25 protein-coding genes are annotated in these 26,381 nt (G+C 53.3%); 17 read left to right on the top strand and 8 right to left on the bottom strand.

What is annotated here, in order from left to right; translation table 11 throughout:
- Nucleotide 1: 1 nt before the first annotated feature.
- From AB9F27_RS18415 to sucC, 4 genes are read right to left on the bottom strand one after another with little or no spacing between them, the layout of a single operon-like run.
- A complete protein-coding gene (locus AB9F27_RS18415; RefSeq protein WP_369757995.1) occupies nt 2-2,953 on the bottom strand; it encodes a 2-oxoglutarate dehydrogenase E1 component in 2,952 nt (983 codons plus the stop codon).
- Nucleotides 2,950-3,642: a hypothetical protein gene (locus AB9F27_RS18410; protein ID WP_335584124.1), complete on the bottom strand. Its 693-nt coding sequence runs from the start codon at nt 3,640-3,642 to the stop codon at nt 2,950-2,952. The genes AB9F27_RS18415 and AB9F27_RS18410 overlap by 4 nt, the downstream gene beginning before the upstream one ends.
- A gap of 4 nt (nt 3,643-3,646) precedes the next feature.
- Complete coding sequence (sucD, locus tag AB9F27_RS18405) at nt 3,647-4,528, bottom strand: succinate--CoA ligase subunit alpha (RefSeq protein ID WP_039001423.1); 882 nt, start codon at nt 4,526-4,528, stop codon at nt 3,647-3,649.
- Between the two features lie 4 nt (nt 4,529-4,532).
- Nucleotides 4,533-5,726 carry an ADP-forming succinate--CoA ligase subunit beta gene (gene sucC / locus AB9F27_RS18400; RefSeq protein WP_335584123.1) on the bottom strand — a complete coding sequence of 398 codons (1,194 nt, stop codon included), beginning with the start codon at nt 5,724-5,726 and terminating at the stop codon, nt 4,533-4,535.
- Nucleotides 5,727-5,948: 222 nt separating this feature from the next.
- Between sucC and AB9F27_RS18395 the strand changes: the two genes are divergently transcribed.
- Nucleotides 5,949-6,977 (top strand): glycosyltransferase family 2 protein, encoded by a 1,029-nt coding sequence (locus AB9F27_RS18395; RefSeq protein ID WP_335584122.1) that lies wholly within the window; start codon nt 5,949-5,951, stop codon nt 6,975-6,977.
- Nucleotides 6,978-7,028: 51 nt separating this feature from the next.
- On the opposite strand, the gene mdh is transcribed toward AB9F27_RS18395, so the two are convergent.
- Nucleotides 7,029-7,991, bottom strand: a complete 963-nt coding sequence (gene mdh, locus AB9F27_RS18390; RefSeq protein WP_039001421.1) for a malate dehydrogenase — start codon at nt 7,989-7,991, stop codon at nt 7,029-7,031.
- 171 nt (nt 7,992-8,162) lie between these two features.
- Here mdh and AB9F27_RS18385 point away from each other — a divergent pair, with 171 nt between their 5' ends.
- Nucleotides 8,163-8,915, top strand: coding sequence for a sulfite exporter TauE/SafE family protein (locus AB9F27_RS18385; protein WP_335584121.1), 753 nt, complete (start codon nt 8,163-8,165; stop codon nt 8,913-8,915).
- 4 nt (nt 8,916-8,919) lie between these two features.
- On the opposite strand, the gene AB9F27_RS18380 is transcribed toward AB9F27_RS18385, so the two are convergent.
- Nucleotides 8,920-9,240, bottom strand: coding sequence for a hypothetical protein (locus AB9F27_RS18380; protein WP_335584120.1), 321 nt, complete (start codon nt 9,238-9,240; stop codon nt 8,920-8,922).
- A 344-nt stretch (nt 9,241-9,584) separates the two neighbouring features.
- Between AB9F27_RS18380 and AB9F27_RS18375 the strand changes: the two genes are divergently transcribed.
- The 9 genes from AB9F27_RS18375 (at nt 9,585) to AB9F27_RS18335 (ending at nt 16,504) form a co-directional block, all read left to right on the top strand.
- A complete protein-coding gene (locus tag AB9F27_RS18375; RefSeq protein ID WP_335584119.1) occupies nt 9,585-10,439 on the top strand; it encodes a CoA ester lyase in 855 nt (284 codons plus the stop codon).
- 54 nt (nt 10,440-10,493) lie between these two features.
- Entirely contained in the window at nt 10,494-11,051 is a 558-nt protein-coding gene (locus AB9F27_RS18370) for an NnrU family protein (RefSeq protein WP_335584118.1), read from the top strand.
- Nucleotides 11,048-11,251 (top strand): DUF1737 domain-containing protein, encoded by a 204-nt coding sequence (locus AB9F27_RS18365; protein ID WP_039001416.1) that lies wholly within the window; start codon nt 11,048-11,050, stop codon nt 11,249-11,251. Before AB9F27_RS18370 ends, AB9F27_RS18365 begins: the two co-directional genes overlap by 4 nt.
- Entirely contained in the window at nt 11,248-12,276 is a 1,029-nt protein-coding gene (locus AB9F27_RS18360) for a MaoC family dehydratase (protein WP_335584117.1), read from the top strand. The genes AB9F27_RS18365 and AB9F27_RS18360 overlap by 4 nt, the downstream gene beginning before the upstream one ends.
- Before the next feature lie 232 nt (nt 12,277-12,508).
- Complete coding sequence (gene sdhC / locus AB9F27_RS18355) at nt 12,509-12,892, top strand: succinate dehydrogenase, cytochrome b556 subunit (protein WP_039001414.1); 384 nt, start codon at nt 12,509-12,511, stop codon at nt 12,890-12,892.
- Between the two features lie 9 nt (nt 12,893-12,901).
- A complete protein-coding gene (sdhD, locus tag AB9F27_RS18350) occupies nt 12,902-13,273 on the top strand; it encodes a succinate dehydrogenase, hydrophobic membrane anchor protein (protein WP_335584116.1) in 372 nt (123 codons plus the stop codon).
- A gap of 12 nt (nt 13,274-13,285) precedes the next feature.
- Entirely contained in the window at nt 13,286-15,091 is a 1,806-nt protein-coding gene (gene sdhA / locus AB9F27_RS18345) for a succinate dehydrogenase flavoprotein subunit (RefSeq protein ID WP_335584115.1), read from the top strand.
- Nucleotides 15,091-15,630, top strand: coding sequence for a hypothetical protein (locus AB9F27_RS18340; RefSeq protein WP_335584114.1), 540 nt, complete (start codon nt 15,091-15,093; stop codon nt 15,628-15,630). Before sdhA ends, AB9F27_RS18340 begins: the two co-directional genes overlap by 1 nt.
- Before the next feature lie 94 nt (nt 15,631-15,724).
- Nucleotides 15,725-16,504, top strand: a complete 780-nt coding sequence (locus tag AB9F27_RS18335; protein ID WP_039001410.1) for a succinate dehydrogenase iron-sulfur subunit — start codon at nt 15,725-15,727, stop codon at nt 16,502-16,504.
- A 72-nt stretch (nt 16,505-16,576) separates the two neighbouring features.
- Here the strand turns inward: AB9F27_RS18335 and deoD are convergent, their stop codons facing one another.
- Nucleotides 16,577-17,281, bottom strand: a complete 705-nt coding sequence (deoD, locus tag AB9F27_RS18330) for a purine-nucleoside phosphorylase (RefSeq protein WP_039001409.1) — start codon at nt 17,279-17,281, stop codon at nt 16,577-16,579.
- Nucleotides 17,282-17,349: 68 nt separating this feature from the next.
- The gene (locus AB9F27_RS18325; RefSeq protein WP_335584113.1) at nt 17,350-19,317 is read right to left on the bottom strand and encodes a protein meaA; all 1,968 of its coding nucleotides are present in this window, start codon (nt 19,315-19,317) and stop codon (nt 17,350-17,352) included.
- Between the two features lie 125 nt (nt 19,318-19,442).
- Between AB9F27_RS18325 and AB9F27_RS18320 the strand changes: the two genes are divergently transcribed.
- From AB9F27_RS18320 to AB9F27_RS18295, 6 genes are all read left to right on the top strand, one after another.
- Nucleotides 19,443-20,837 carry a 1-acyl-sn-glycerol-3-phosphate acyltransferase gene (locus tag AB9F27_RS18320; protein ID WP_335584112.1) on the top strand — a complete coding sequence of 465 codons (1,395 nt, stop codon included), beginning with the start codon at nt 19,443-19,445 and terminating at the stop codon, nt 20,835-20,837.
- A 133-nt stretch (nt 20,838-20,970) separates the two neighbouring features.
- Complete coding sequence (gene ccrA / locus AB9F27_RS18315) at nt 20,971-22,257, top strand: crotonyl-CoA carboxylase/reductase (protein WP_039001407.1); 1,287 nt, start codon at nt 20,971-20,973, stop codon at nt 22,255-22,257.
- 353 nt (nt 22,258-22,610) lie between these two features.
- Nucleotides 22,611-23,324 carry a LuxR family transcriptional regulator gene (locus AB9F27_RS18310; protein WP_335584111.1) on the top strand — a complete coding sequence of 238 codons (714 nt, stop codon included), beginning with the start codon at nt 22,611-22,613 and terminating at the stop codon, nt 23,322-23,324.
- Between the two features lie 96 nt (nt 23,325-23,420).
- Nucleotides 23,421-24,077 (top strand): acyl-homoserine-lactone synthase, encoded by a 657-nt coding sequence (locus tag AB9F27_RS18305; protein WP_335584110.1) that lies wholly within the window; start codon nt 23,421-23,423, stop codon nt 24,075-24,077.
- Nucleotides 24,078-24,119: 42 nt separating this feature from the next.
- Nucleotides 24,120-25,658 (top strand): AAA family ATPase, encoded by a 1,539-nt coding sequence (locus AB9F27_RS18300; RefSeq protein ID WP_335584109.1) that lies wholly within the window; start codon nt 24,120-24,122, stop codon nt 25,656-25,658.
- Complete coding sequence (locus tag AB9F27_RS18295) at nt 25,655-26,380, top strand: SDR family oxidoreductase (RefSeq protein ID WP_369756428.1); 726 nt, start codon at nt 25,655-25,657, stop codon at nt 26,378-26,380. The genes AB9F27_RS18300 and AB9F27_RS18295 overlap by 4 nt, the downstream gene beginning before the upstream one ends.
- Nucleotide 26,381 lies beyond the last annotated feature (1 nt).

The raw sequence follows: 26,381 nt of genomic DNA, 5'->3' as shown, positions 1-26,381 counted from the left end.
CTTATCCTTGCAGTGTGAGCGCTTCGTTGATGAGCGCCGCTTGTTGAGCTTTATGTTGAGAGGCGAGGCCCGTCGCAGGGCTGGCCGCGGTGGCGCGTCCTGCATATACGGGACGGCGATGTTTTGCTTTGATGCGTCCGAGGACCCATTCGATATTGGGTTCCATGAAGGTCCAAGCGCCTTGGTTTTTTGGCTCTTCTTGGCACCAGATAACGTCCGCGTTTTCGAACCGTTTCAACTCATTCACCAAAGATTTGGCGGGGAAGGGGTAGAATTGTTCGACACGCATCAGGTAAATGTCGTCGATTCCACGGGCATCACGCTCTTCGAGGAGGTCGAAGTAGACCTTGCCTGAGCACATGACAACGCGTTTGATTTTATCGTCTGCTGCCAAGGTTGTATCGCTATTGCCTTTTTGCGCGTCATCCCAAAGAACACGGTGGAAGGAGCTTCCTGTCGTGAAATCTTCGACGGTTGATACCGCGAGTTTGTGGCGCAGCAGTGATTTCGGTGTCATCAATACCAGCGGCTTGCGGAAGCTGCGGTGCATTTGGCGGCGCAGTATGTGGAAATAGTTGGCTGGGGTCGTACAGTTGGCGACGATCCAGTTGTCCTGTCCGCACATTTGCAAGAAACGCTCAAGGCGGGCTGAGCTGTGCTCGGGGCCTTGGCCTTCGTATCCGTGCGGCAACAACATCACGAGGCCCGACATGCGCAACCACTTGCTCTCACCAGACGAGATGAACTGGTCGATCATGATTTGCGCACCATTGGCAAAATCGCCAAATTGCGCTTCCCAAGCCACAAGTGCATTGGGTTCGGCCAGTGAGTAGCCATATTCAAACCCCAGCACGGCGTATTCGGACAGCATCGAGTCGATGACATCAAAATGTGCTTGGCCTTCGCGGATGTGATTGAGCGGGAAATAGCGCTCTTCGGTATCTTGGTTTACGATACCCGAGTGACGTTGGCTGAAGGTGCCACGCATCACGTCTTGGCCTGAAAGGCGCACGGGGTATCCTTCGACCTCAAGCGAGCCAAATGCGAACGCTTCGCCTGTGGCCCAGTCGATCCCTTTGCCAGTTTCAACCATTTTGGCCTTGGCTTCCATCAAGCGTGCCACTGTTTTATGGACTGGAAACCCATCTGGAACGGTTGAGATCGCCTTGCCAACTTCGGCAAAGACTTTGGGAGACACTGCCGTTTTCCCACGCTGATAGGTTTCTTTTTGCGCGTTGAGGTGCTTCCAGCGCCCGTCAAGCCAGTCGGCTTTGTTCGGTTTGTAATCATTGCCAGCTTCAAATTCGGCATTCAGATAGGCTTGGAAACTCGCTTTCATATCCTCAATTTCGCCTTCGGGGATCAAGCCGTCTTTGACCAAGCGCTCTGTATAGAGCTGCAAAGTGGTCTTTTGTTTTTTGATCCGCTTGTACATGATCGGGTTGGTGAACATGGGCTCGTCGCCCTCGTTGTGCCCAAAACGACGATAGCAGAATATATCGAGGACCACGTCTTTGTGGAACTTTTGGCGGAATTCAGTGGCAACTTTGGCTGCATGAACAACCGCCTCGGGATCGTCGCCGTTCACGTGGAAAATCGGCGCCTCAACCATCAAGGCAATATCCGTGGGGTAGGGGCTTGACCGGCTAAAATGCGGCGCGGTTGTAAAGCCAATTTGGTTGTTCACAACGATGTGGATTGTGCCGCCAGTTTTGTGGCCCACAAGACCAGACAGACCGAAACATTCCGCCACAACACCTTGGCCCGCAAAGGCCGCGTCGCCGTGCAGAAGGATCGGCAAGGATTCGGTACGATTGACATCCTTCATTTGCGCCTGCTTGGCGCGCACTTTGCCCAAGACGACGGGGTTCACGGCCTCAAGGTGGCTTGGATTTGCGGTCAACGAGAGGTGAACCGTGTTGCCATCAAACTCGCGGTCCGAAGATGCGCCAAGGTGGTATTTCACATCGCCAGAACCGTCGACGTCTTCTGGTTTATAGCTGCCGCCCTGAAACTCATTGAAAATCGCGCGGTATGGTTTGCTCATCACATTACACAGAACGGATAGACGACCACGGTGGGGCATGCCGATCACGATGTCTTTGACGCCCAGCGAGCCGCCGCGTTTGATGATCTGCTCCATCGCGGGGATCAAGCTTTCGCCACCATCCAGACCAAACCGTTTGGTGCCCATGTATTTTACGTGCAGGAATTTTTCAAAACCCTCGGCCTCAACCAGCTTGTTGAGAATGGCTTTGCGCCCTTCGCGGGTGAACTGGATTTCTTTGCCGTAGCCTTCGATCCGTTCCTTGAGCCAGCCTGCTTCTTCGGGGTTGGAAATGTGCATGTATTGCAGCGCAAACGTGCCGCAATATGTCCGTTTGACGATATCGATGATCTGGCGCATCGACGCGATCTCAAGTCCGAGAACATTGTCGATAAAGATCGGGCGGTCCATGTCGGCCTCAAGGAAGCCATAGGTTTTTGGATCGAGTTCAGGATGGGTCGTGGTGTCGGTCATGCCAAGGGGGTCTAGGTCCGCCGCAAGGTGGCCACGGATGCGATAAGCGCGGATAACCATCAACGCGCGGATACTATCGAGAACGGCTTGTTTTAGTTGATCGTCGGAGACTTCCACACCCTTTTCGGCGGCCTTACTTTTGATTTTCGCACCCGCAGCTTCGGGTTCAGCGGCCCATTGACCGTCGAGTGCTTGCGTGAGGTCATCATGTGGGATCGGAGGCCAATCGGCACGTGCCCAGCTCGGGCCAGAAGCTTCTGCAACGACATCATCGCCGTTGTCGCCTAAACCCGCAAAAAACGCCTGCCAAGCCGTATCAACAGCCGTCGGGTCTTTGGCAAATTGCGCGTAAAGTTGCTCAATGTATTCCGCGTTATGGCCTTGAAGGAAGGAGGACGCGTGGAACTGGTCGTTAGAGCTTTGGTCGGTCATTCTGATAGCTTTCCGAGTGACATGGGGGTTGTTGTAATCGTGATATTTACCGCATAGAGCGCGGGAGTTTTGGCGGGTGCGCCATCGGTTTCCTCGATGGGCGTTAAAAGATCGGTGACAGTTTGTACGTCAATTTCGCTCAGCAGGATACGGCTGCGTTCCGTGGCTTCGCGCAGAAGGTGGCGGCTAGGAACATCGGGCAAGCCAGTCCATGGGACGAGCGTTTGGGTAAGGGTTTCTTCGGCGAGGATGGCAAGCCAGCTTGGACCTGCGAGGACGCACCACGGTTTTTTTGTTTCCAGACCTAGAGGGGCAAAGAAGACATCGCCGTGCTGATAGACGGGCTGGTTTGGGGCTAAGTTGGACCCACCGAGCACCGACATTGTGAGGAATTGCGCTGTTTGCACCGAAGCCTTTGTCGCGGCGGGGTCAAGCGTGGCGATAAGATTGCTTGCAGTAAGTATATCCGGCAGTGTTTTTGTGTTTTCGACACGCTGCCAGCCTTCGTCCAACAAGGTAGTGGAATAGAGGAGCTTCACTTCTGGGAGGGCTGCGCAGCGCGAAATTGCGGTGGCGGCGGCCTCTTGGGCGGTGAGGGGGGCGGCCGGCGCGCTACCCGCAACTAGGGAAAGTCCCGCAGCAAATGCTACGGGAACAACCCAATGTGCAAGGGGTGCGCGCAGGCCCATTTTGTTAGCCGATCGCCTTGAGAACAGCTTCGCCGAGTGTGGCGGGGCTATCTGCGACGATGATTCCAGCGGCTTTCATCGCTTCGATTTTACTCTCTGCGTCGCCTTTACCACCGGCAACAATCGCGCCTGCGTGGCCCATACGGCGGCCGGGAGGGGCTGTGCGACCCGCGATGAAGCCAGCTGTTGGTTTCCAACGGCCTTTTTTGCGCTCATCCGCAAGGAATTGCGCCGCTTCTTCTTCTGCGGAACCACCGATTTCACCGATCATGATGATCGAATGCGTTTCGGGATCGGCAAGGAACATTTCCAGCACGTCAATGTGCTCTGTGCCTTTGATGGGGTCACCACCGATGCCAACAGCTGTGGATTGGCCGAGGCCGATGTCAGAAGTTTGTTTCACGGCTTCATATGTAAGTGTGCCTGAGCGGGAAACAACACCGACGGAACCACGTTTGTGGATCGAACCGGGCATAATGCCGATTTTACACGCATCTGGTGTAATCACGCCCGGGCAGTTAGGGCCGATGAGACGCGATTTGGAACCTTCAAGCGCCCGTTTCACACGCATCATATCGAGAACAGGGATGCCCTCAGTGATACAAATGATGAGTTCCATCTCGGCGTCGATCGCCTCTAGGATCGAATCTGCCGCGAAGGGGGGCGGCACATAGATCACGGAGGCGTTGGCCCCAGTGATGTGACGCGCTTCGTGGACGGAGTTGAACACAGGCAGGTTCAAGTGGGATTGCCCACCCTTGCCCGGAGTGACGCCGCCAACCATTTTCGTGCCATATGCGATGGCTTGTTCGGTGTGAAAAGTGCCCTGCGAGCCAGTAAGACCCTGACAGATGACTTTGGTATTTTCGTTTACGAGTACTGCCATGATTTTAGCCCTTCACCGCTTTGACGATTTTCTGTGCGCCATCTTTGAGGTCGTCGGCGGCTATTACGTCCACGTCGGAGTTGTTGATGATTGCTTTGCCTTCGGCCACGTTTGTGCCTTCGAGGCGAACAACCAATGGAACCTTGAGGCCCACTTCTTTCACGGCAGCAATCACGCCCTCAGCGATCACATCACAGCGCATGATACCGCCAAAGATGTTCACAAGGATGCCTTTGACGTTGGGATCGGACGTGATGATTTTGAAGGCTTCGGTGACTTTCTCTTTGGTCGCGCCGCCGCCAACATCAAGGAAGTTTGCAGGCTCAGCACCGTAGAGTTTGATGATGTCCATTGTCGCCATCGCCAGACCCGCGCCGTTGACCATACAGCCGATTTCGCCGTCGAGGGCGATGTAGTTGAGATCGTATTTCGAGGCTTCAAGCTCTTTGGCGTCTTCTTCGCTTTCGTCGCGCAATGCGATGATATCGGCGTGGCGATACAAAGCATTGCCGTCAAACGAGACTTTCGCATCGAGCACTTTAAGGTCGCCGCTGTCGGTAACGATCAGCGGGTTGATTTCCAGCATCTCCATGTCTTTCTCAACGAAAGCTTTATAGAGCAGCCCCATCAGACCGACACATTGCTTAACCTGCGCGCCCTTAAGGCCGAGGGTGAAAGCAACACGGCGGCCGTGGAAGCTTTGGTAACCCGTTGCCGGATCAACCGAGAAGGAGAGGATTTTTTCAGGGGTCGCTGCAGCGACTTCTTCGATGTCCATGCCGCCTTCGGTGGAGCAAACGAAGGAGATACGCGATGTTTGGCGATCAACGAGCAACGCAAGGTACAGCTCAGTTTCAATGCCAGAGCCATCTTCGATGTAGATACGGTTGACTTGTTTGCCGGCTGGGCCAGTTTGGTGCGTGACCAAAGTGCGTCCAAGCATTTTTGCGGCTTCTGCAGCGGCCTCGGCCACAGATTTGGTGAGACGTACACCGCCAGCGGGGCCTGCGGACTCTTCTTTGAATTTACCTTTGCCGCGTCCACCTGCGTGGATTTGCGCTTTTACTACCCAAAGAGGGCCGTCGAGTTCGCCTGCGGCGGTTTTCGCATCTTCAGCTTTGAGGACGACACGCCCATCTGACACAGGTGCGCCAAAGCTGCGAAGAAGGGCTTTGGCCTGATACTCATGAATATTCATGAAAGAATCCAATCTTAATGCTACGTTCCTAAGTACCTAAACACGCATGTAAGGTGTAAATAAACGGTTTTCATTACATTTGGATGCAATATAGGGAATTTTCGCCATTTTGTGATCACACCAATAATTGGTGTGATCACAAAATGCGGAAGCCGAGAATGCTTGTGGTGGATTCGAGAGGTGGTAAATGTGTAATTTAAGGGTCGCCAGAAGGATTGATGAATGAAAACAGAAGATTTCGCGTCTAAATGGGCCGTTGTAATAACCGTGAGCGAGCCGAGTGAATTGGTTTTGGCGAATGTCGCCCATCATCTCACGCATGGGGCAAGTGAGATTTTCGTCTATTTGGATACGCCGGACGCGGAGCTTGAAGCGGTTTTGGCTGCGCATCCGGCTTGTCATGTCGCCTTGTGTGACGCCGCCTATTGGCAAGTCCAACACGGGATGAAAAAACCTCCTGCGCGACATACGCGCCGCCAAACCCTGAATGCCGATCTGGCAGCCAAGACGACTCGCGCCGCATGGTTGCTAAATATCGATGCCGATGAGTTTTTGTGGTGTGAGGGTCGATTCGCGGACATTTTGACCACAGTCCCCGAGTCTGCGGGCTGGATAAAACTCCGGCCATGGGAAAGGCGGCGTTTTGCTGGTCGTGCTGAAGGGCTTTTTGACGGGCGATTTCTGGGACTACATGTGCTTCCGTCCGAAAGGCCACTCACCGAGGGTGGTTTCACGGGGCATTTGGTCGGTAAAGCTTGTGTGAGAACCGGCCGAGGGTATGCCCTAACGCTTCACAACCCAAGGATCGGCCCCGTCAAGGAAAGAAGTATTCCAAAATCCTTCGAGGACGACAACGCCTACCTGCTTCATTTTGATGGTTTGACGCCGTTGCATTGGGCGAGCAAACTGCTTCGGCGTGCAGAAAAAGGCCCAGAATACGTGCGGAATAACTATCGTGGGAAAAGGTTGCGGCAGATTTACTTGGCGGCGCAAACATGCGGCGATCCAGCAAACCTTGCTAAGCTTCAAAACGAAGTGACGTATATTTCGCCCGAACGCGCAGAGGTTTTAACGGGCGAGGGAATGCTGCGCATGTTAGATCTGCAGATTCCGCAGGCGCTAAATACGCAGTTTTCGAATGAGGTTGTTGATCTTACCACCCAGCATTTCGACAAAAAAATCGCACCACTTCTAGATCAATTGCGTGCGCGTGTCGCGGCGCGCGGAGATGTATGGGGAGTGAGAAAATAGAAAAAGGGCTGAGTCTCCCCAGCCCTTTTCGCATTCATTTCCCTTAAAGTCTTAAGCGAGGGAAGGGTCGATCTCTTTACATGCTGCAACCAAACCTTTGACCGCATTGACTGAGCTGTCGAACATTTCTTGCTCTTCTTTGGTCAACTGAATGTCGGCAATGCGTTCAATGCCGCCCGCGCCGATCACGGTCGGAACCCCAACATAGAAACCATTGAGGCCAAACGCGCCATCAACGTAGGCCGCGCAAGGCAGTAGACGTTTTTGGTCCTTGAGGTAGGCTTCAGCCATTTCAATTGCGGAAGTTGCTGGCGCGTAGAACGCGGAGCCAGTTTTCAAAAGACCGACGATTTCGGCGCCACCATCACGGGTGCGTTGGACGATCGCGTCGAGCTTTTCTTGTGTTGTCCAACCCATTTTGATGAGGTCGGGCAAAGGGATGCCAGCAACGGTTGAATACCGAATGAGCGGAACCATTGTATCGCCGTGTCCACCCAAAACAAAAGCTGTCACGTCGCGCATGGAGACGTTGAACTCCGCTGAAAGGAAGTGGCGGAAACGTGCGGAGTCAAGAACGCCCGCCATGCCGCAAACTTTGTGGTGCGGAAGACCAGAGAATTCGCGCAGTGCCCAAACCATCGCATCAAGCGGGTTTGTGATACAGATGACGAATGCGTTTGGCGCGTGTTTTGCAATGCCTTCGCCGACGGATTTCATAACCTTGAGGTTGATGCCCAAAAGGTCGTCACGGCTCATGCCGGGTTTGCGTGCGACACCAGCGGTGACGATGCAAACGTCCGCGCCTGCGATATCTGCGTAATCTGTGGTGCCAGACATGGCCGCATCAAAACCCTCGGAGGGGCCGGATTCTGCGATGTCGAGAGCTTTGCCTTGGGGCGTTCCGTCTGCGATGTCGAAAAGGACGACGTCGCCCAGTTCTTTCATTGCAGCAAGGTGAGCGAGCGTGCCGCCGATTTGCCCTGAGCCGATAAGTGCGATTTTGGGTCTAGCCATGAAATTGATCCTTGGTCTGTTTAATCCGCCATTTGCCTATCCATTTGCGGAGCATCACGCAAGGGTGCAGCACTGCGGCAGGGGGGAACTTTGAGGGTTTAGATAGCGCTAACAACCATATAAAGGTGCAGGTAACCGTGCTAAAACATGCGCATTTCATTCGGAGACAACATGGAACTGGACCCAACATTTTTCGCATTTGCGGTACCTGCGGTGTTGTTTGCGGGGATTTCCAAGGGGGGATTCGGCAGTGGGGCGGCCTTTGCTGCGACTCCATTACTGGCGCTGATTCTCACGCCTGGGCAAGCGGTCGGGCTTATGTTGCCTCTTTTGATGTTGATGGACTTGGGAGCTTTGAAAGCATTTTGGGGGAAATGGAATTGGGCCACGGCCAAGATTATGATCCTCGGATCACTCCCTGGAATCGCGATTGGTGGGGCCTTGTTTGGTGTGGCGAACCCAAATGTGTTTAAGTTTTTGATTGGAATGGTTGCCGTCGGATTCGTCGTTTATCAAGTGTCGCGCTCGACCGGGTTGTTGCGAATTTCCACGAAAGAGATGCCTAAATGGAAGGGGTATCTCGCTGGCGCTGTCTCGGGTTTTACAAGTTTCATCAGTCATGCAGGCGGACCTCCCGCAGCTGTTTATCTGTTGTCCAAAAATATGAACAAAACAGAATTTCAAGCGACGACCGTCATTGTATTTTGGGCTATAAACTTGATGAAATTTCCGCCGTACTACATGCTTGGGATGTTTACCAAGGAAACGGCGGTTGCGGTTGCCTATCTGGCACCCGTTGCATTTTTGGGCGTGTATTTGGGTGTCATCGGCCACCGCAAGATGCCCGAAACACTATTCTTCCGCGTGACTTATGTCTTTTTGCTCATTACTGGCGGCAAACTCATTTGGGACAGTTTGGTTTAGATTATCAAACTTCGTCACCAGTGAGGGACGCGAGATCTTCGTTCATGGTTTCGAAGGCTTGGCCGGACGCGACAAGGCATGTCTTTCCGTTGGCCATCGTCACCGTAATGGTCCAAGTGCCGGACGTCTGGCTGGCGAAAACTTCGACAACTGCGTTATTTGCGCCCAATCCTATGCTTTGGCGGGTCTCGCCGTACTTATTTGCAAGCCGGTCAACAATTGCTATCCGGTCGCCGCAATTTACGCGTTGTTGTGCCTGTGCGCCTTGTGCAACGATCAACATCGCACCAACGGCAAGAGTAAGTGTTAAAAACTGATTCTTCATGTTTCTCTTCCTTTTTCAAAAGGTGCTAAACCCTATGCCGGGCCAATCCAGAGAGGTTCTGGCGGCAGGGGCTTTGCCCGTGTGGTTGCAGGGGTCGGGTCGTTTCGTTCCGTCGTTTTGGCGGCCATGCCTGACGGACCTCCTAATGCCCAACGTTGGAAACAGCTTGCATTAGCTTAGCAAATAAGTGGTTAAGCCGCCGTACTGTGATCCTTTTTAAAAGGTTAATTTCGTCTGCTGTGAAGTCTCGATGGGTAAAATTCTGCACCGCGGCAATTTTTCCCTTGTCATTTGATGCGGTATGGGGATTGATTGCGCAACAATATTGCGAGGACAATTATAGCATGCCAGTAGAAACCTCTCTTACCCGCTCCGTTTTATATATCCCAGCTTCCAAGGAACGCGCCTTGGAAAAAGCGCGAGGACTGGAGACCGATGCCATTATCTTTGACCTTGAAGATGCCGTGGCTCCTGACGAGAAAGAAACGGCAAGGGCCGTCCTACGCAAAGCTTTGACACAAGGCGGGTATGGGAGCCGATTGCGCATCGTGCGCATTAACGGAGCGGAAACGGAGTGGGGTAAAGCTGATATTGAAGCTCTTAAAACAATGGATTTCGATGCGGTTTTATTGCCAAAAGTCGAAAATGCGGCGGATATTTCGAACGTGAATTTCGCGTTGCCAGACATCCCAGTGTGGGCCATGATCGAGACGCCGAAGGGCATTTTGAACGCCGAAGAAATTGCGGCGCACCCCGCCCTTGAAGGGTTTGTCATGGGCACAAACGATCTCGCCAAGGAACTTCGATGTCGTTTTCGGGCGGACCGATTGCCACTCATGGGGGCCCTTCAATCGGCCCTTCTGGCGGCGCGCGCGCATGGGGTGATCGCCATTGATGGCGTCTATAACGCTTTCAAGGATGACGCCGGTCTTGCACTTGAGTGTGAGCAGGGGCGCGATCTTGGATTTGACGGAAAGACTCTCATACATCCTGCACAACTCGCCACCGCGAACAGGGTTTTCTCGCCTAGCGCTGCGGAGGTCGACTTGGCAAATCGCCAAATTGAGGCCTATGAGACCGCCGAGGCAGTGGGGCAGGGCGTTGCGGTCGTAGATGGGAAAATTGTGGAGAACCTCCATGTGGTTACTGCACGCCAAATTATTTCTCAAGCGAAGGCCATTGCAGAGGCCCAAGAATAAAGGCAATGTGAAGCGGATTTACATTGCGTGTCGGCGCAGCTTTTGGAGATTTTCATGACTTTACTTTACCTTGGCCTCGCGCTCTGGATCATTGCCCACTTTTTTAAACGCTTACATCCCGCTCTGCGCGCCAAATTGGGCGACAAGGCCAAAGGCGGCGTTGCGGTGGCCGCATTGCTTGGCATTGTTGCCATGGTTATTGGCTATCGCAGCGCGTCAATTATCCCAGTTTACACGCCGATGGCGGGTATGGGGCACGCGAATAACCTTCTGATGCTTGTTTCCATTTTCCTATTTGGGGCTGGGAGCGCCAAGGGCGTTACCGCTAGTAAAATCCGTCACCCAATGTTGTGGGGCGTTGTTGTCTGGAGTTTTGCCCATCTATTGGTCAACGGCGACTATGCATCAGTTGTTTTATTCGGCGGAATGGGGATTTGGGCGTTGGTGCAAATGATTCTCATCAACCGCGCCGAGGGTGTCTGGGCACGGCCAATGGCTGGCCCAATTAACAAAGATATCCGCACCGTCTTTATCACACTGATCCTCTATGGCATCATTTCTGGCATTCACATTTGGCTTGGATACAGCCCGTTTCTAGGAACCTACGGATGAAAATTTATCGCCTCCTAACCGAAGAAGACACTTCGGCCTTTTGTCACAAAGTCTCGCTGGCGCTGAGCAAAGGATGGGAGCTTTACGGCAGCCCAACCTATGCATTTGATGCGGCAAACGGTGTTATGCGTTGTGGTCAAGGGGTCACAAAAGAGGTCGATACGCCCTATACTCCCGACATGAAACTCGGCCAGCAATGAGCAAAACCAACGCTGGGCGCTTTTTTGAGGATTATGCCGTGGGCCAAGAGATTGTCCACGCGGTGCCACGCACGCTTTCGGGAGGGGAGCGCGCGCTTTATCACGCGCTTTATCCCGCCCGCCATGCGGTGCAATCCTCGGATGAATTTGCGCGCAGCGTTGGGTATAGTGAAGCGCCGATGGACGATTTGATCGCGTTCCACTCGGTTTTCGGCAAAACAGTGCCTGACATCTCACTCAATGCTGTCGCCAATTTGGGCTATGCGGAGGGGCGTTTCTTGCGGCCAGTATTTGCTGGCGACACTTTAACGGCGACCTCAGAAGTCATTGGCGTAAAGCAGAATAGCAACGGGAAATCCGGCGTCGTTTATGTGCGTACTCGCGGCGAAAATCAGCGCGGTGAGACCGTGTTGAGCTATGTGCGCTGGGTTATGGTGCGTAAACGCGACCTTGCATCGGCCCCTCCACAAACGGTGATCCCCGACCTTGTGGATCATGTCGCGCCGGTTGATTTACCCATTCCAGAAGGGTTGGATTTTACAGGATACGACTTCGCGCTGGCAGGGGAGCCGCATCGCTGGGCGGATTATGCCGTCGGTGAAGTCATCGATCACGTCGACGGCGTAACCATCGAAGAAGCTGAACACATGCTGGCAACGCGGCTGTGGCAAAATACCGCCAAAGTTCATTTTGATACCACGGCGCGCCCCGAGGGGCGGCGGTTGATTTATGGCGGACACGTGATTTCAATGGCGCGGGCGCTGTCTTTCAACGGCCTTGCCAATGCACAACTCATCGGGGCCATCAACGGCGGCGCACATGTAAATCCGTGTTATGCAGGCGATACGATCCGTGCGTGGAGCGAGGTTTTGGACAAAGCAGAAACCACCGCGCCCAACGTCGGTGCCCTACGGTTGCGATTGGTCGCAACAAAAGGGGTCGCCGGGGAATTGCGCGGCGCAGACGGCAAATATCTTTCTGATATTCTGCTGGATCTTGACTATTGGGTGCTTGTGCCACGCTGATTTTGGCATGCCGTAGGATCATTGTGGGAGTCGGGGCAGATCATAAATCTGCGCGGCAATTGTTACTCGATTTGTGATCACGGCAATTGGATGCGTGATCACAAAACTCAAATTTATACCGTTTGTTTATGTTTCAAGCATATTTACGACTCTGAAAGAGTGACATGTGTGAAAAATGCGGTATTAGTTGTGAAACCGATCCAAAGGCATCTTATCCTGAAAGGGTGAACCCATGGCTGACATGAAGCAGAGCAAGCGCCCGCTCTCTCCGCATCTCCAAATCTACCGCCCCCAACTTAACTCGATTACGTCGATCCTTTCGCGGATCACGGGCAACGCGCTCCTTGTGAGTTTTGTCCTCGTTGTGTGGTGGCTCTTTGCGGCATCAACAGGCGAAGAATATTTTGCGGTAGCTAACGGCGTTCTGACGTCTTGGCTGGGACAATTCGTAATGGTGATTTCGCTTTGGGGCATTTGGTATCACTATCTTGCAGGCTTGCGTCATTTGTATTTTGACTCTGGGCGCGGGCTTGATCCTGTGACTGCGGATAAATTGGGCTGGGGCTGTATCATTGGCTCCGTCGTTCTTACCCTGTTAACCTGTGTCATCGTTTAGGAGGCCGCTATGAGTTTTATTACTGATCGTAAACGTGCAGAAGGCAAAGGCGCTTCGGGCACAGGCACCCTAGACCATTGGTTCATGCAAGTCAGCGCCGTTGGCCTCGCCGTGTTGGTGCCCACGTTCTTGTTCATTTTTGGTCGCGCTTTCGGTGGCAGCTATGAAGAGGTGCTCGCCACCTTCGCGCGCCCCGTCCCTGCGATCCTTTCCGCCCTTGTGTTGGTTTTTGGTCTTCTGCATTTCCGCAAAGGTGCGCAGATGATGATCGAAGATTACATGCGCGGTTCAAGCCGCAAAATCGCGATTATCGCGGTGATCCTCTTTTCCTACGGGTTGATGGCCACTGGCCTTTTCGCCCTCGCTAAAATCGCGCTTTAAGGAGCTGGCTCCATGTCTGCATATGAATATGAAACCCACGACTATGATGTGGTTGTTATTGGTGCCGGTGGCGCAGGTTTGCGCGCAACCCTTGGGATGGCCGAACAGGGCCTCCGTACCGCTTGCGTAACCAAAGTTTTCCCAACACGAAGCCATACTGTTGCGGCGCAGGGCGGCATTGCCGCGTCGCTTTCAAATATGGGGCCGGATAACTGGCAGTGGCACATGTTTGACACCGTTAAAGGCTCCGACTGGCTTGGTGACACCGACGCGATGGAATACCTCGCCCGCGAAGCTCCCAAGGCCGTGTACGAGCTTGAGCATTACGGCGTGCCGTTTTCGCGCACCGAAGAGGGCAAGATTTATCAGCGTCCCTTTGGTGGCCACACCACAGAATTCGGCGAAGGCCCTCCCGTGCAACGGACCTGTGCCGCCGCTGACCGGACCGGCCACGCTATTCTCCACACACTTTACGGGCAATCGCTCAAGCATAACGCGGAATTCTTTATTGAATACTTCGCGATTGATTTGATCATGTCCGAAGATGGTCAATGCCAAGGCGTTGTCTGTTGGAAGCTAGACGATGGTACAATCCACGTCTTCAACGCCAAAATGACTGTTCTTGCGACGGGCGGCTATGGACGTGCCTTCTTTAGTGCGACCTCCGCGCACACTTGTACGGGCGATGGTGGCGGCATGGTTGCCCGCGCTGGGCTTGCTTTGCAGGATATGGAATTCGTTCAGTTCCACCCAACTGGCATTTACGGCTCTGGTTGTTTGATCACTGAGGGCGCACGCGGAGAGGGCGGTTATTTGACCAACTCCGAAGGCGAACGCTTCATGGAGCGCTATGCGCCCACCTACAAAGACCTCGCGCCGCGCGATTATGTTTCGCGCTCGATGACGATGGAAATTCGGGAAGGGCGCGGTGTTGGCAAAGATGGAGATCACATCCACCTTAATCTAAGCCACCTGCCCAAAGAAGCGCTGGCCGAACGCCTCCCTGGTATTTCGGAAAGTGCGCGAATTTTTGCGGGTGTTGACGTGACCAAGGAACCGATCCCCGTTTTGCCAACGGTGCATTACAACATGGGCGGAATTCCAACGAATTATTTCGGCGAAGTGCTGAACCCAACTGCCAAAGATCCTAACGCTATTTTGCCGGGCCTGATGGCCGTTGGTGAAGCTGGCTGTGCGTCTGTGCATGGGGCCAACCGTTTGGGGTCGAACTCCCTGATTGACCTTGTCGTCTTTGGCCGCGCGGCGGCAATCAAAGCTGGCAAAATTGTTGATCCAGAAGCTTCCAATCCTGTCCTGAACCAAGCGTCCGTCGATGCGGCCTTGGATCGTTTTGACGGCTTGCGCTACGCAAAAGGCAACGTTTCCACCGCCGAGTTGCGCCTCGAAATGCAGAAAACAATGCAGGCCGATGCCGCCGTATTCCGTACGGACAAAACCTTGGCCGAGGGTGTTGAGAAAATGACCGCCATCGCAGGTAAAGTGGATGACCTCAAAGTCACCGACCGTAGCCTTGTTTGGAACAGCGACTTGATGGAGACGTTGGAATTGACCAACCTCCTTCCCAATGCGATGGCCACAATTGTCGGCGCCGAAGCTCGCAAAGAGAGCCGTGGCGCGCACGCACACGAAGATTACCCCAAGCGGGACGACGAAAAATGGCGGGTTCACACCATCAGTCGGGTTGACGGCAACAAAGTTGACCTGACATATCGCCCCGTTGTTACGACTCCACTCTCCACGGAAGCCGAGGGCGGGATTAACCTCGCGAGAATCGCTCCCAAAGAGAGGACGTTCTAATGCGTTTGTCTTGGGCCGTCTTGGGACTTTTGGGGGTTGCCGCTTGCGGTCCCACTCCATTGAAGACACCGAAAAACACGGATGAATGCCAGTCCTATGCTGCAAGCCGCGCTGGGCTGAGTTTTTCATCGGTTGGGGCAAAACAGGCGTATTTTAGTAAAGTTGTGACCGATACACATGGCGACAACAAAACGGTACGCTCCACATACCTTGGCTGCTTGGACCAAATTGGCGCGCTTCCAGAAGGAGTGAACTCTGTGGGCCAATCGGGGTCTATTCCTATTGGCGAGCGCACTGGAAACCGCAGTGACGTGATGTCGGGCGGAGCTGGCTACAAGATCGTCTCCTTTCGATCTGAGGGCCCTGGCATGATCGCGAGCGCTTCGGCCACGGGAACAGAGCCGCTCCCGCTTGAGTATGCCGGAATTTCTGGTGGAGCGGACCTTTGGTCCACCTTGTCACAATCACAACAAAAACGCGTGCAGTCTTACTTGTCTTCGGGGGGCGCATTTATGCCTTCCCTTCAAGGAGGCCTATAATGCGGAACAGTCATATGAGCGCAAAAATCGCTCCGAATTACAGCAAGCTTGGTGTTGATATGGTCGAGCGAGCCACAAAGAAACGGGTGCTATAATGGTAGAGTTTACACTTCCAAAGAACTCCAAAATCAAAGTGGGCAAAACTTGGCCCAAACCTGCTGGTGCGACGAATTTGCGGAAATTTCAGATTTACCGCTGGAATCCAGACGATGGCAAAAACCCCCAAGTTGACACCTATTTTGTCAATTTGGATACTTGTGGTCCGATGATTTTGGACGGGCTTATTCAAATCAAGAATGAGATCGATCCAAGTCTCACGTTCCGTCGCTCCTGTCGCGAGGGCATCTGTGGATCATGTGCGATGAACGTCGGCGGGATCAATACGCTCGCCTGTATCTATGGCATGGACGAAGTGAAGGGCGACGTGAAGATTTATCCGTTGCCACATATGGAAGTGGTCAAAGACCTTATTCCAGACCTGACACACTTCTACGCACAGCACGCGAGCATTATGCCGTGGTTGGAAACCAAATCTAACCGCCCCGCCAAAGAGTGGAAACAGTCGATTGACGACCGCAAAAAGCTAGATGGCTTATACGAATGTGTGATGTGTGCTTGTTGCTCAACATCCTGCCCAAGCTATTGGTGGAACAGTGATGAATATCTTGGACCGGCGGCGTTGCTGCATGCCTATCGCTGGATTGTAGATAGCCGCGACGAAGCCACAGGTGAGCGTTTGGATGATCTTGAAGATCCGTTCAAACTGTACCGTTGCCACACGATTATGAATTGCGCGAAAACTTGTCCCAAGGGCCTTAACCCCGCAAAATCAATTAGCCACATCAAACAGATGATGGTCGAACGCGCAGTTTAAAAAATACAAAATGTTTAAAAAAGGGGCCGGACAATCTGTCGGCCCCTTTTGTGTTCTGGCTTCTAAGCCGATTTATGCAAATGCGGCTTCAAGGGCGATTTCTACCATGTCACCGAAGCTTTTTTCACGTTGATCGCTCGGAAGGGCTTCCCCTGTCAAAAGATGGTCAGAGACCGTCAGGATCGCCAAGGCACGGCAACTGTGGCGCGCAGCCAGATTATAAAGTTCGGCCGCTTCCATTTCCACGCCCAGAATGCCGTGACGGATCATCTGTTCATTCAAATCGGGGCGCTCGTCATAGAAAACGTCGCTGGAATATATGCCGCCAACATGGGTGGGCGTGCCGCGGGATTGCGCCGCATCGGCGGCCGCGCGCAACAGGCCGTAATCGGCGCAGGGCGCAAAATTCATCTCTTTGAAAATCCCGCGTGACGGGGTCGAGAGGGTCGTTGCCGTCATGCCGATGATAACGTCACGGACCTTGATGGATTCTTGCATGCCACCACAGGATCCAATACGGATGAGGGTTTTTGCGCCATAAGTTGTGATCAACTCGTTAACGTAAATTGAAAGGCTGGGCATGCCCATTCCGGTGCCATGGATGGTCACGCGGTTACCATTCCACATGCCAGTATATCCAAGCATGCCACGCACTTCATTGACCAGTTTAACGTCGGTCAGAAAGGTTTCAGCGGCCCATTTTGCACGATAGGGATCGCCCGGTAATAAAACGGTTTCTGCAATGTCACCGGGGGCTGCGCCAATATGGACTGTCATTCGGACCTCTTAAGTTTGACTGGATGGTCAATCTCTGCACAAAGCTTGGAGCGAGCGCAAGTAGTGTCTTACTGTGCCGCGATCGTTACAGGCGTAACAAGGGCGACAATATCAAACATGATTTTGTTCATTTCGAAGTCTTTCGGCGTATAAATTCGGGTAAGTCCCATTGCGAGCAGAGTTTTTGCATCGTCTTCGGGAATAATGCCGCCAGCGACGATGGGGATATGCCCAAGACCAGCATTCCGCATGCGCTCAACGAGTTCCCCCAATAGGGGAATGTGGCTGCCGGATAGAATCGACAATCCGACAATATGCGGCTCCTCGCGCAGGGCTGCTGCAACGATTTCCTCTGGCGTGAGGCGGATGCCTTCGTAGCATATTTCCATGCCACAATCACGTGCGCGGGTTGCGATTTGTTCGGCCCCGTTTGAGTGGCCATCAAGCCCCGGTTTGCCGACGAGGAACTTGAGGCGACGACCAAGGGACGCGCTTACGCCTTCAACGGCAGCGCGAATTTCTTCAAGGCCTTCCGTTTGGTTCGAGACGGTTTTGCGCACACCTGTGGGGGCGCGATATTGCCCGAAGGCAGTGCGCACAACGTCGCCCCACTCGCCCGTCGTAACGCCGGCTTTTGCGCAGGCGATGGAGGGTGGCATGATATTGGCACCGGATTTTGCTGCCGCGCGAAGAGCCGCGATTGCGGCTTGTACTGCGGTGTCATCGCGCGCTTCCTTGAAGGCCACAAGACGGGCGATTTGGTCCGCTTCTGCGGCGGGATCGGCAGCCATAATCGCGCGTTCCCCCGCGGTAAGGGGGCTTTCTTCCGTTTCGGTCCATCGGTTTACCCCGACGACCGTGGTTTCCCCCGTTTCTATTTTTCTCAAACGGTTCGCGTTGCTCGTCACAAGGCGGGATTTCATGTATTCAATCGCCGCGATTGCCCCGCCCATTTTGTCGATCTGGGCCAATTCGGCGCGAGTGCCTTCTTTTAGGGACTCCACTTTGCGTGTGACGGCTGGGTTTTCGTCAAACAAGTCGTCGAATTCCAAAAGATCGGTTTCATAAGCCAAAATTTGCTGCATCCGGAGGGACCATTGTTGATCGAAGGGGCGCGGCAGACCGAGCGCTTCGTTCCACGCAGGGAGTTGCACCGCACGGGCGCGCGCGTTCTTGGAAAGGGTCACCGCGAGCATTTCGATAAGAACGCGATAGACATTGTTTTCCGGCTGCTGCTCGGTCAACCCGAGGCTGTTGACTTGCACGCCATAGCGGAAACGTCGAAATTTTGGCTCCTCAATGCCATATCTCTCGCGGGTGATCTCGTCCCATAGGTCCACAAAGGCGCGCATTTTGCAAAGTTCGGTCACAAACCGGATACCGGCGTTAACAAAGAAGCTGATGCGCCCAACCATTGCGGGGAAATGCTCGGCTGGGACTTTTGTGCGTAAATCATCCAAAACCGCGACCGCCGTTGCAAGGGCAAAAGCCAGTTCTTCTTCGGGCGTCGCTCCGGCTTCCTGAAGGTGATAGGAGCACACGTTCGTTGGGTTCCATTTCGGTAGGAATTCGCGCGTATAGGCCGCGACATCCGTGAGCATACGAAGGGATGGCTCGGGCGGGCAGATATATGTGCCGCGACTGAGGTATTCCTTGATAATGTCGTTTTGGACGGTCCCTTGTAAGGCCGACACATCCGCCCCTTGCTCCTCCGCTGCGGCGATATACAACGCCAAAAGCCATGGGGCCGTGGCGTTGATCGTCATGGACGTGTTCATTTTCTCAAGCGGGATTGCATCAAAGAGGGCGCGCATGTCACCGAGGTGGTTGATTGGAACGCCAACTTTTCCCACTTCGCCACGGGCAAGTTCGTGGTCGCTGTCGTAGCCAGTTTGCGTCGGCAGATCAAAAGCCACAGACAATCCAGTTTGCCCTTTGGAAAGGTTCGAGTGGTAGAGCGCGTTGGAGGCCTGAGCCGTGGAATGTCCTGCGTAGGTGCGGAAAAGCCATGGCTTGGATTTCTCGGAAATTTGCATGGTTAAACCTTAGCGTAATTTTGATGCGTAAACTTACTTATAATTGATATATAGTTTCACTGTCAATCGCTGCGTTGCGGCATCTTGGGCTTTACCTAGGGGGCCGCGACTGAAACATTGGCACAATGTTTCAAACCGTTGAATTTCCAATTTGGCTAGTTGTTCTCGTTGCCCTCTTGGCTGCGATATCGACGCTTGATCGCATTCTAGTACCCTCCGTGCGCTGGTTTTTTCGCCGTCGTATGGAGCGGGTCGTCGCGCGGATAAATCTCAGGCTCCAGCGTCCAATTGAGCCATTCAAGCTCGCGAGACGTCACGATATGATCCAAAGGTTGATTTATGACCCTAAGGTCGCAGAGGCAATTCAAGAGCATGCGGAGGCCGAAGGTATACCCGAAAATGTCGCCTTTGAAGCGGCGCATAGATATGCGCGCGAGATCGTACCGTCATTCTCGGCGACAGCCTATTTTGGCTTCGCGATAAAAATCACACGTTGGCTTTCCCGTAGCTTTTATCGTGTCCGTCTTGGATATTCTGATGAGGAAAGTATCGCTCAGATTGCGCCTACGGCAACGGTGGTTTTCGTTATGAACCACCGCTCGAACATGGACTATTTCCTCGTGACATATCTCGCGGCCGAGCGAAGCGCCTTGTCATATGCCGTTGGAGAGTGGGCGTGCGTATGGCCTCTACAGGGGTTTCTCCGCTTTATGGGAGCCTATTTTATTAGGCGAAAGTCGCATAACTTACTCTATCGTCGCGTTCTTGGACGGTATGTTCAGATGGCGACTGAAGCTGGTGTTGCACAGGCCGTGTTCCCCGAAGGGGGGCTTTCTCTCTCGGGAAAAGTGGGGCCACCAAAGCTCGGAATCCTCAGTTATGTGATCTCTGGTTTTCACGGTGATGATGGCCGCGATGTTGTGTTTGTTCCCATCGCTTTGAACTATGATCGTGTTTTGGAAGATCGTGTTTTAATTGAAGCTGCGACCACGGGGTCGCGCAAATTTGGGTTCAGCTTTTTTAAGATGCTCGGGTTTGTTCTTCGCCAATTCCGCTTTTTCCTGACGGGTCGGTTCCACCGCTTTGGCTATGCCGCAGTGAGTTTTGGGCAGCCATTGTCTTTGCGGGAGTTTGCAGCCGAAGTACCAAAGGCAACCCATGATGAGCTTACGAAAACTGTGGGGCGGGAAATGATGAAACGTGTGCGCGAGGTTGTGCCGGTTCTTCCTGTTCCCTTGGTTGCTCTGATTTTAACCAGATCAACCAAGCCGTTGAGTCGCGAACAAATAGAAGCGCAAATGGGGGAGATCATTCAGGGCCTTAAAGAGATTGGTGCGCATGTGCATATCCCACGGGAAAATATTTCCTATGCTACCGACGTTGGTTTGCGCATCCTGTTGCTAAGGCAATTTATCCGTGAGGCATCTGGAACCTATACAATTACAGAGGATTCCAAAGAGTTTACGGCGTATTATGCGGCCTCAATTGAGCATTTGGTGGACGGCGAGCTTGTTATTTGATGGGAATGTGCCGCATCTGCTCGGTTATAAAGTTTCAAAAATGATGCCTGAATGGTTGTAATATTGCTTTGAGGTCGGTAATCCTTTCTTTAAGGCGCGTGATTCTGCGCCGCAGAAACCGATGGAGGCCGCCATGGCTCTAGATACAGAAAGCAAATTTCCTAGCAACGACGGTGCTAAGCTTGACCTATATGAGGTCGGTCAAATGCCGCCTCTAGGGCATGTCCCAAAACAGATGTATGCTTGGGCGATCCGGCGCGAGCGGCACGGTGAACCGGATAAATCTTTCCAACTTGAAACTGTGGCTGTTCCCGAAATTGACAGCTATGAAGTTTTGGTTTTGGTGATGGCCGCAGGTGTTAATTACAATGGTATCTGGGCGGGGCTTGGCGTTCCGATCAGCCCGTTTGATATTCACAAACAGGACTTCCACATTGCCGGTTCCGACGCTTCAGGCGTTGTTTGGGCGGTTGGGGATAAAGTTACGCGCTGGAAAGTTGGCGACGAAGTAGTGATCCATTGCAACCAAGACGACGGCGACGACGAGGAATGCAATGGTGGCGATCCTATGTTCTCATCGAGCCAGCGGATTTGGGGATACGAGACACCCGATGGGAGTTTCGCGCAGTTCACACGCGTGCAAGCGCAGCAATTGATGCCACGCCCCAAGCACCTGACGTGGGAAGAAAGTGCGTGCTACACACTCACCCTCGCCACCGCCTACCGGATGCTGTTTGGGCATCATCCACATGAGTTGAAACCGGGCCAAAATGTTTTGGTTTGGGGGGCCTCTGGTGGGTTGGGCAGCTTTGCTATTCAGCTCATTAATACCGCTGGGGCGAATGCAATTGGGGTCATTTCCGATGAAGAAAAACGCGCATTTGTGCTCGGGCTGGGGGCAAAAGGGGTCATTAATCGCAAAGACTTCAACTGTTGGGGGCAACTCCCGACGGTAAATAGCCCCGAATACAAAGACTGGTTCAATGAGGCGCGCAAATTCGGCAAGGCCATTTGGGATATCACGGGTAAAGGCGTGAATGTTGACATGGTTTTCGAGCATCCGGGCGAAGCGACGTTCCCAGTTTCAACCTTTGTTTGCAAGAAGGGCGGTATGATCGTTATTTGCGCAGGAACGAGCGGCTTTAATCTGACGATGGACGCGCGTTATGTATGGATGAACCAAAAACGCATTCAAGGCAGCCATTTCGCGCATTTAAAACAAGCAGCCGCGGCGAACAAATTGATGTGTGAGCGGCGTATTGATCCATGCATGAGTGAAGTCTTTGGTTGGAACGACATTCCACAAGCGCATCTCAAGATGCTGCGAAACCAGCACCAGCCTGGGAATATGGCTGTGTTGGTTCAGGCACCTCGTACTGGGTTGCGTACACTCGAAGACACTTTAGACGCGAATCTCTAATCCTGATTGTGCCCGCGACTCACCTGTGTTGCGGGCACAAACCTAGAAGACGAACAGGCCCCCATAGCTTTCAAAACGTTAAAAGACGCCGCCTCGCTATTTTAGGGGAGGAATAATATGCGAATACCCCAATTATTTAACTCGTGCTACGGTTGTGTTAATACTCTGTTAACCACTGTGAAAGAGACTCGTCATGACAAACGACTGGATACTGAGCGTTCTCACCGACCTACAAGTTTTTGCTGATGCAAACGATATGCCTCAGCTCGCCTTACAGCTTATAGAGACGAAAATATTGGCAGCCGCCGAGCTCTCTCAGAATCCGGAAAACCCAACAAGGGCGTTTAACGGGTATGAAGCGGAAGTTGGAGAGTATTATCGATCAGTTGGGCCAAGCGCAATCGCTTGAGGCTCTGCAGGATCAGGTATTCCAGATCAGGGACCTCTATGAGGTCGAGCATTTGGTTTATCATTCAGTCAATTCTACGGGTCAGCAATACGCTGCGCTCACCTATGAGGACGCCTGGGTCGATCACTACATCGAGACCGATTTGGCGCGGGTTGATCCCGTGGTCAAAGGGTGTTTCCAGCGGTTTCATCCCGTCGACTGGAAGCGATTGGATTGGTCGTCCAAAAAATCCCGTGACTTTTTGGGGGAAGCTGTTGCTGAAGGCGTCGGCAACCAAGGGTTTTCCGTTCCAATACGCGGTCCAAACGGGCAGTTTGCTCTCTTTTCGGTGAATCAGAAATGCGGCGACGAGGAATGGGAGAAGTTTACAGACCGCAGCATTCAAGATTTAATTCTGGTTGCACATTACCTTAACCAAACTGCCCTGCGCATTGAACGTGGAACAGATGAAATGGCGACCCGCGCGCTGTCTCCTCGCGAAAAAGATGCTCTAACTATGCTTGCGCTCGGGTATAGTCGTGCTCAGGCCGCCGAAAGCCTTTCCATTTCCCCCCATACTTTGCGCGTTTACATCGAAGCCGCCCAGTTCAAACTCGGAGCCGCCAATACAACCCATGCCGTGGCGCGCGCGATGGCGCAGGGGTTGCTCGTCGTGTGAGTGTTGCGCAATTCGCGGGCAGGGCGCTCGCCTATGTTTGAGAATCTTTAGCCCTACGAAATAGACATCAAGGTGCCAATAACGACGGAGGGCACCATGATCCATTATCTTTATGCAGACCAACTCTCAACCTACCCAAAACTGCGCGACGGAATGTTCCGCGATCGCGCTCTTCAGTTTAAAAACCGCCTTGGTTGGGAGGTCGAAGTCGATGCAAATGGCAAAGAATGTGATGACTATGATGCCCTCAACCCCCTTTATGTGATTTGGGAAAATACCGACGGAACCCACGGTGGCTCCATGCGGTTTCTACCAACGACAGGCCCGACTATGGTCAACGATCATTTTAACGAGCTGTCTGATGGGGTGCATATCGAAAGCCCGCTTATTTGGGAATGCACGCGGTTCTGCCTTGCCCCAAATGCGCCCGCTGGTACGGCTACGGCTTTGATGTTGGGGGGCTCCGAAGTGGGGGTGAATTTCCATCTCAGCCACGCTGTGGGGGTTTTTGATGAACGAATGGTGCGCATCTATTCACGCCTTGGCTGGGGCCCCGTCATTATGGGAACTCAAGGAGAGGGGCGTGATGCTATTAGTCTCGGTTTTTGGGAATATTCCAAAGAAATTCGCGAAAAAATGTACGAGAAATCGGGCATATCAGCGGCACAGTCGGCGCAATGGTTTAATCGTGCCTTTGGTACCCCATCGGCACAAGGTGGCGATGCGGAAAAATCTCTAACCTTCGCTATGTGATATAGACTGGCAACCTCTGGGGCGGCCCTGTAATGTCGCCCCATGACCCTGCCAACCATTACCTATTCCGAAGATCAGGCCGAAGCGTTTGACCGCGTAACCGAAGTGTTGCGGGAGGCAGGCGTTGATCTTGAAAATTCAGTAATGACACCGTTAAGTGATAGAAAACAAAAGGCTTTGGCCGTGATTGGGAAGGCCGGATCCGGCAAAACCCTTTTATTGGCGGAACTGTATAAGGCGCTTGAGGCCGCAGGCGTTGATGTTGTCTCAGGCGATTACGAAGGCAAGAAACGCAAATCGCGGCGCACGCTTGCAATCCTTGCCCCCACGAACAAAGCCGCGAGCGTTTTGCGCAATCGTGGGGTGCCAGCGACAACAATTCACCGCATCCTTTATACCCCCGTTTATGATCCCGAATACGAGAAAATCGCCGAATGGTTGGCGGGCGAGGGGGAGAGGCCGCAAGTCGAGGGGCTGACCGATGCGGCCCTCGATCGCGCCTTCGCTTTTTTCCAGAATAATAAATCGGTTCCGGGGGCATTAGCCGCCGCAGGGCTTCGTGGATCGGACTTTATTACCGGCTGGAAGCGCCGCGATGACCCGCTCGATATTGGGTTCATCGACGAAAGTTCGATGCTGGATGAAAAACAATACAATGATCTGCGTGAAATTTTCCCCACGCTGGTTCTTTTTGGAGATCCAGCCCAGCTCGCACCCGTAGGGCAGTCGGGCGAGATGATTTTTGACCGTTTTAAAGGCCGTCAGAAGATGGTTCTTTCACGCGTTCACCGTCAAACCCAAGATAATCCTATCCTGGATCTCGCGCATGCTCTTGCCGATGAAAACCTCACGTTTGAGGGGTTTGAGCGGATGATAGAAGAGGCGTCAAAAAAGGACGAGCGCGTGGTTTGGGCACAGCGTGTCGAAAGCGACTTGATGGCGCGCTCTCCTGTCCTTGTGTGGCGAAACGCGACTCGCGTGCGGCTTATTCAGGCCTTTCGCGGTGCTTTTGGCGCTCCGGGGGATGCGCTTTTGCCGGGGGAGCCGCTAATTTGTGACGGGATTGAACTGCCCGCGAAACACCGAAAAAAACGCATTGATCTCGAGGCGCGTGGCCTAATTAAAGGGGCGCAGGTGGTCTATCTGGGACCAGGTCGCAATCCGGGTTTTTCGCGCATTCACGTAATGGGTGCCGAAGACCCGCAGGTCAGTGCGGCTTCGATCATCAAAATTGAATTCCCAGACGAGGAAGAGCCCTTCATTCCCTTTGCTGCCCGTATGGGGGCCGCGTTTTTGCACGGGGCCGCGGTAACCGTGCACAAGGCGCAAGGGTCGCAATGGGAAGATGTGCAGGTTTTTGGACCAGATATTTATGCCGCTGCGCGCATGGGACGGGTCGAGGCGGGGCAACCTTTGTGGAAACGGTTGGCTTATGTCGCTATTACACGGGCGGAAAAACGCCTTTTTTGGGTAGTGCGTAATCGTTTGGCCCGCCCAAGTGGTCCGCTGATAACGTCAGACTTGACGGTAAAGCCATCGGTGCTGAAATTGGCGATTGAAAACGAAGGGACAGAGGCATGAAGTCGATAATTATTACTGGTGCCAGCGGTGGTTTGGGCGCAATGACAGCGGGTATTTTCCTGTCACGTGGTTGGCGCGTTGGGTTGATGGCGCGCAACGCAGATAAACTTGCCGAGGTTGCCAATGGCTTTGAAAACGCTGTTCTTTTACCCTGTGATGTAACCAACGAGGTGCAAGTGGCGCAGGCTTTCGACAGCTTTGATGGCCCCCTTGATGCGCTCTTTAATAATGCCGGAAGCTTTGGCGCTACGGGTCTTATTGATGAGATTAGCCTTGCCGATTGGCAACAGGTTATGGAGGTCAATGTGACAGGGATGTTCCTCTGCGCACGTGCTGCTTTCGGTCGGATGCGCAAGCAGTCGCCACAAGGTGGGCGCATTATCAATAACGGTTCGATTTCTGCAACAACACCGCGTCCGGGGGCGATTTCCTATACGGCGTCCAAACATGCGGTTTCTGGGATCACCAAAACACTGGCGCTCGATGGCCGTCCTTTTGGCATTGCCTGTGGCCAAATCGATATTGGCAATGCGGCCAGTGCAATGACGCAAAAAATGTCGGGTGGCGTGCCACAAGCTGATGGCTCAATTCGGCCGGAACCTGTAATGGACGCGAGCAATGTTGCGGAAACGGTTTTTCACATGGCGAGTCTACCGCTCAATGCGAACATTCTAAACGTAACGGTTATGGCGACCGATATGCCGTTTGTTGGTCGCGGTTAGC

It is taken from the genome of Falsihalocynthiibacter sp. CO-5D18, assembly GCF_041205445.1.
Lineage (GTDB): Bacteria > Pseudomonadota > Alphaproteobacteria > Rhodobacterales > Rhodobacteraceae > Falsihalocynthiibacter > Falsihalocynthiibacter arcticus.
Note: the sequence above shows the minus strand (reverse complement) of the source record. Positions and strands in the feature narration are given on the sequence as shown.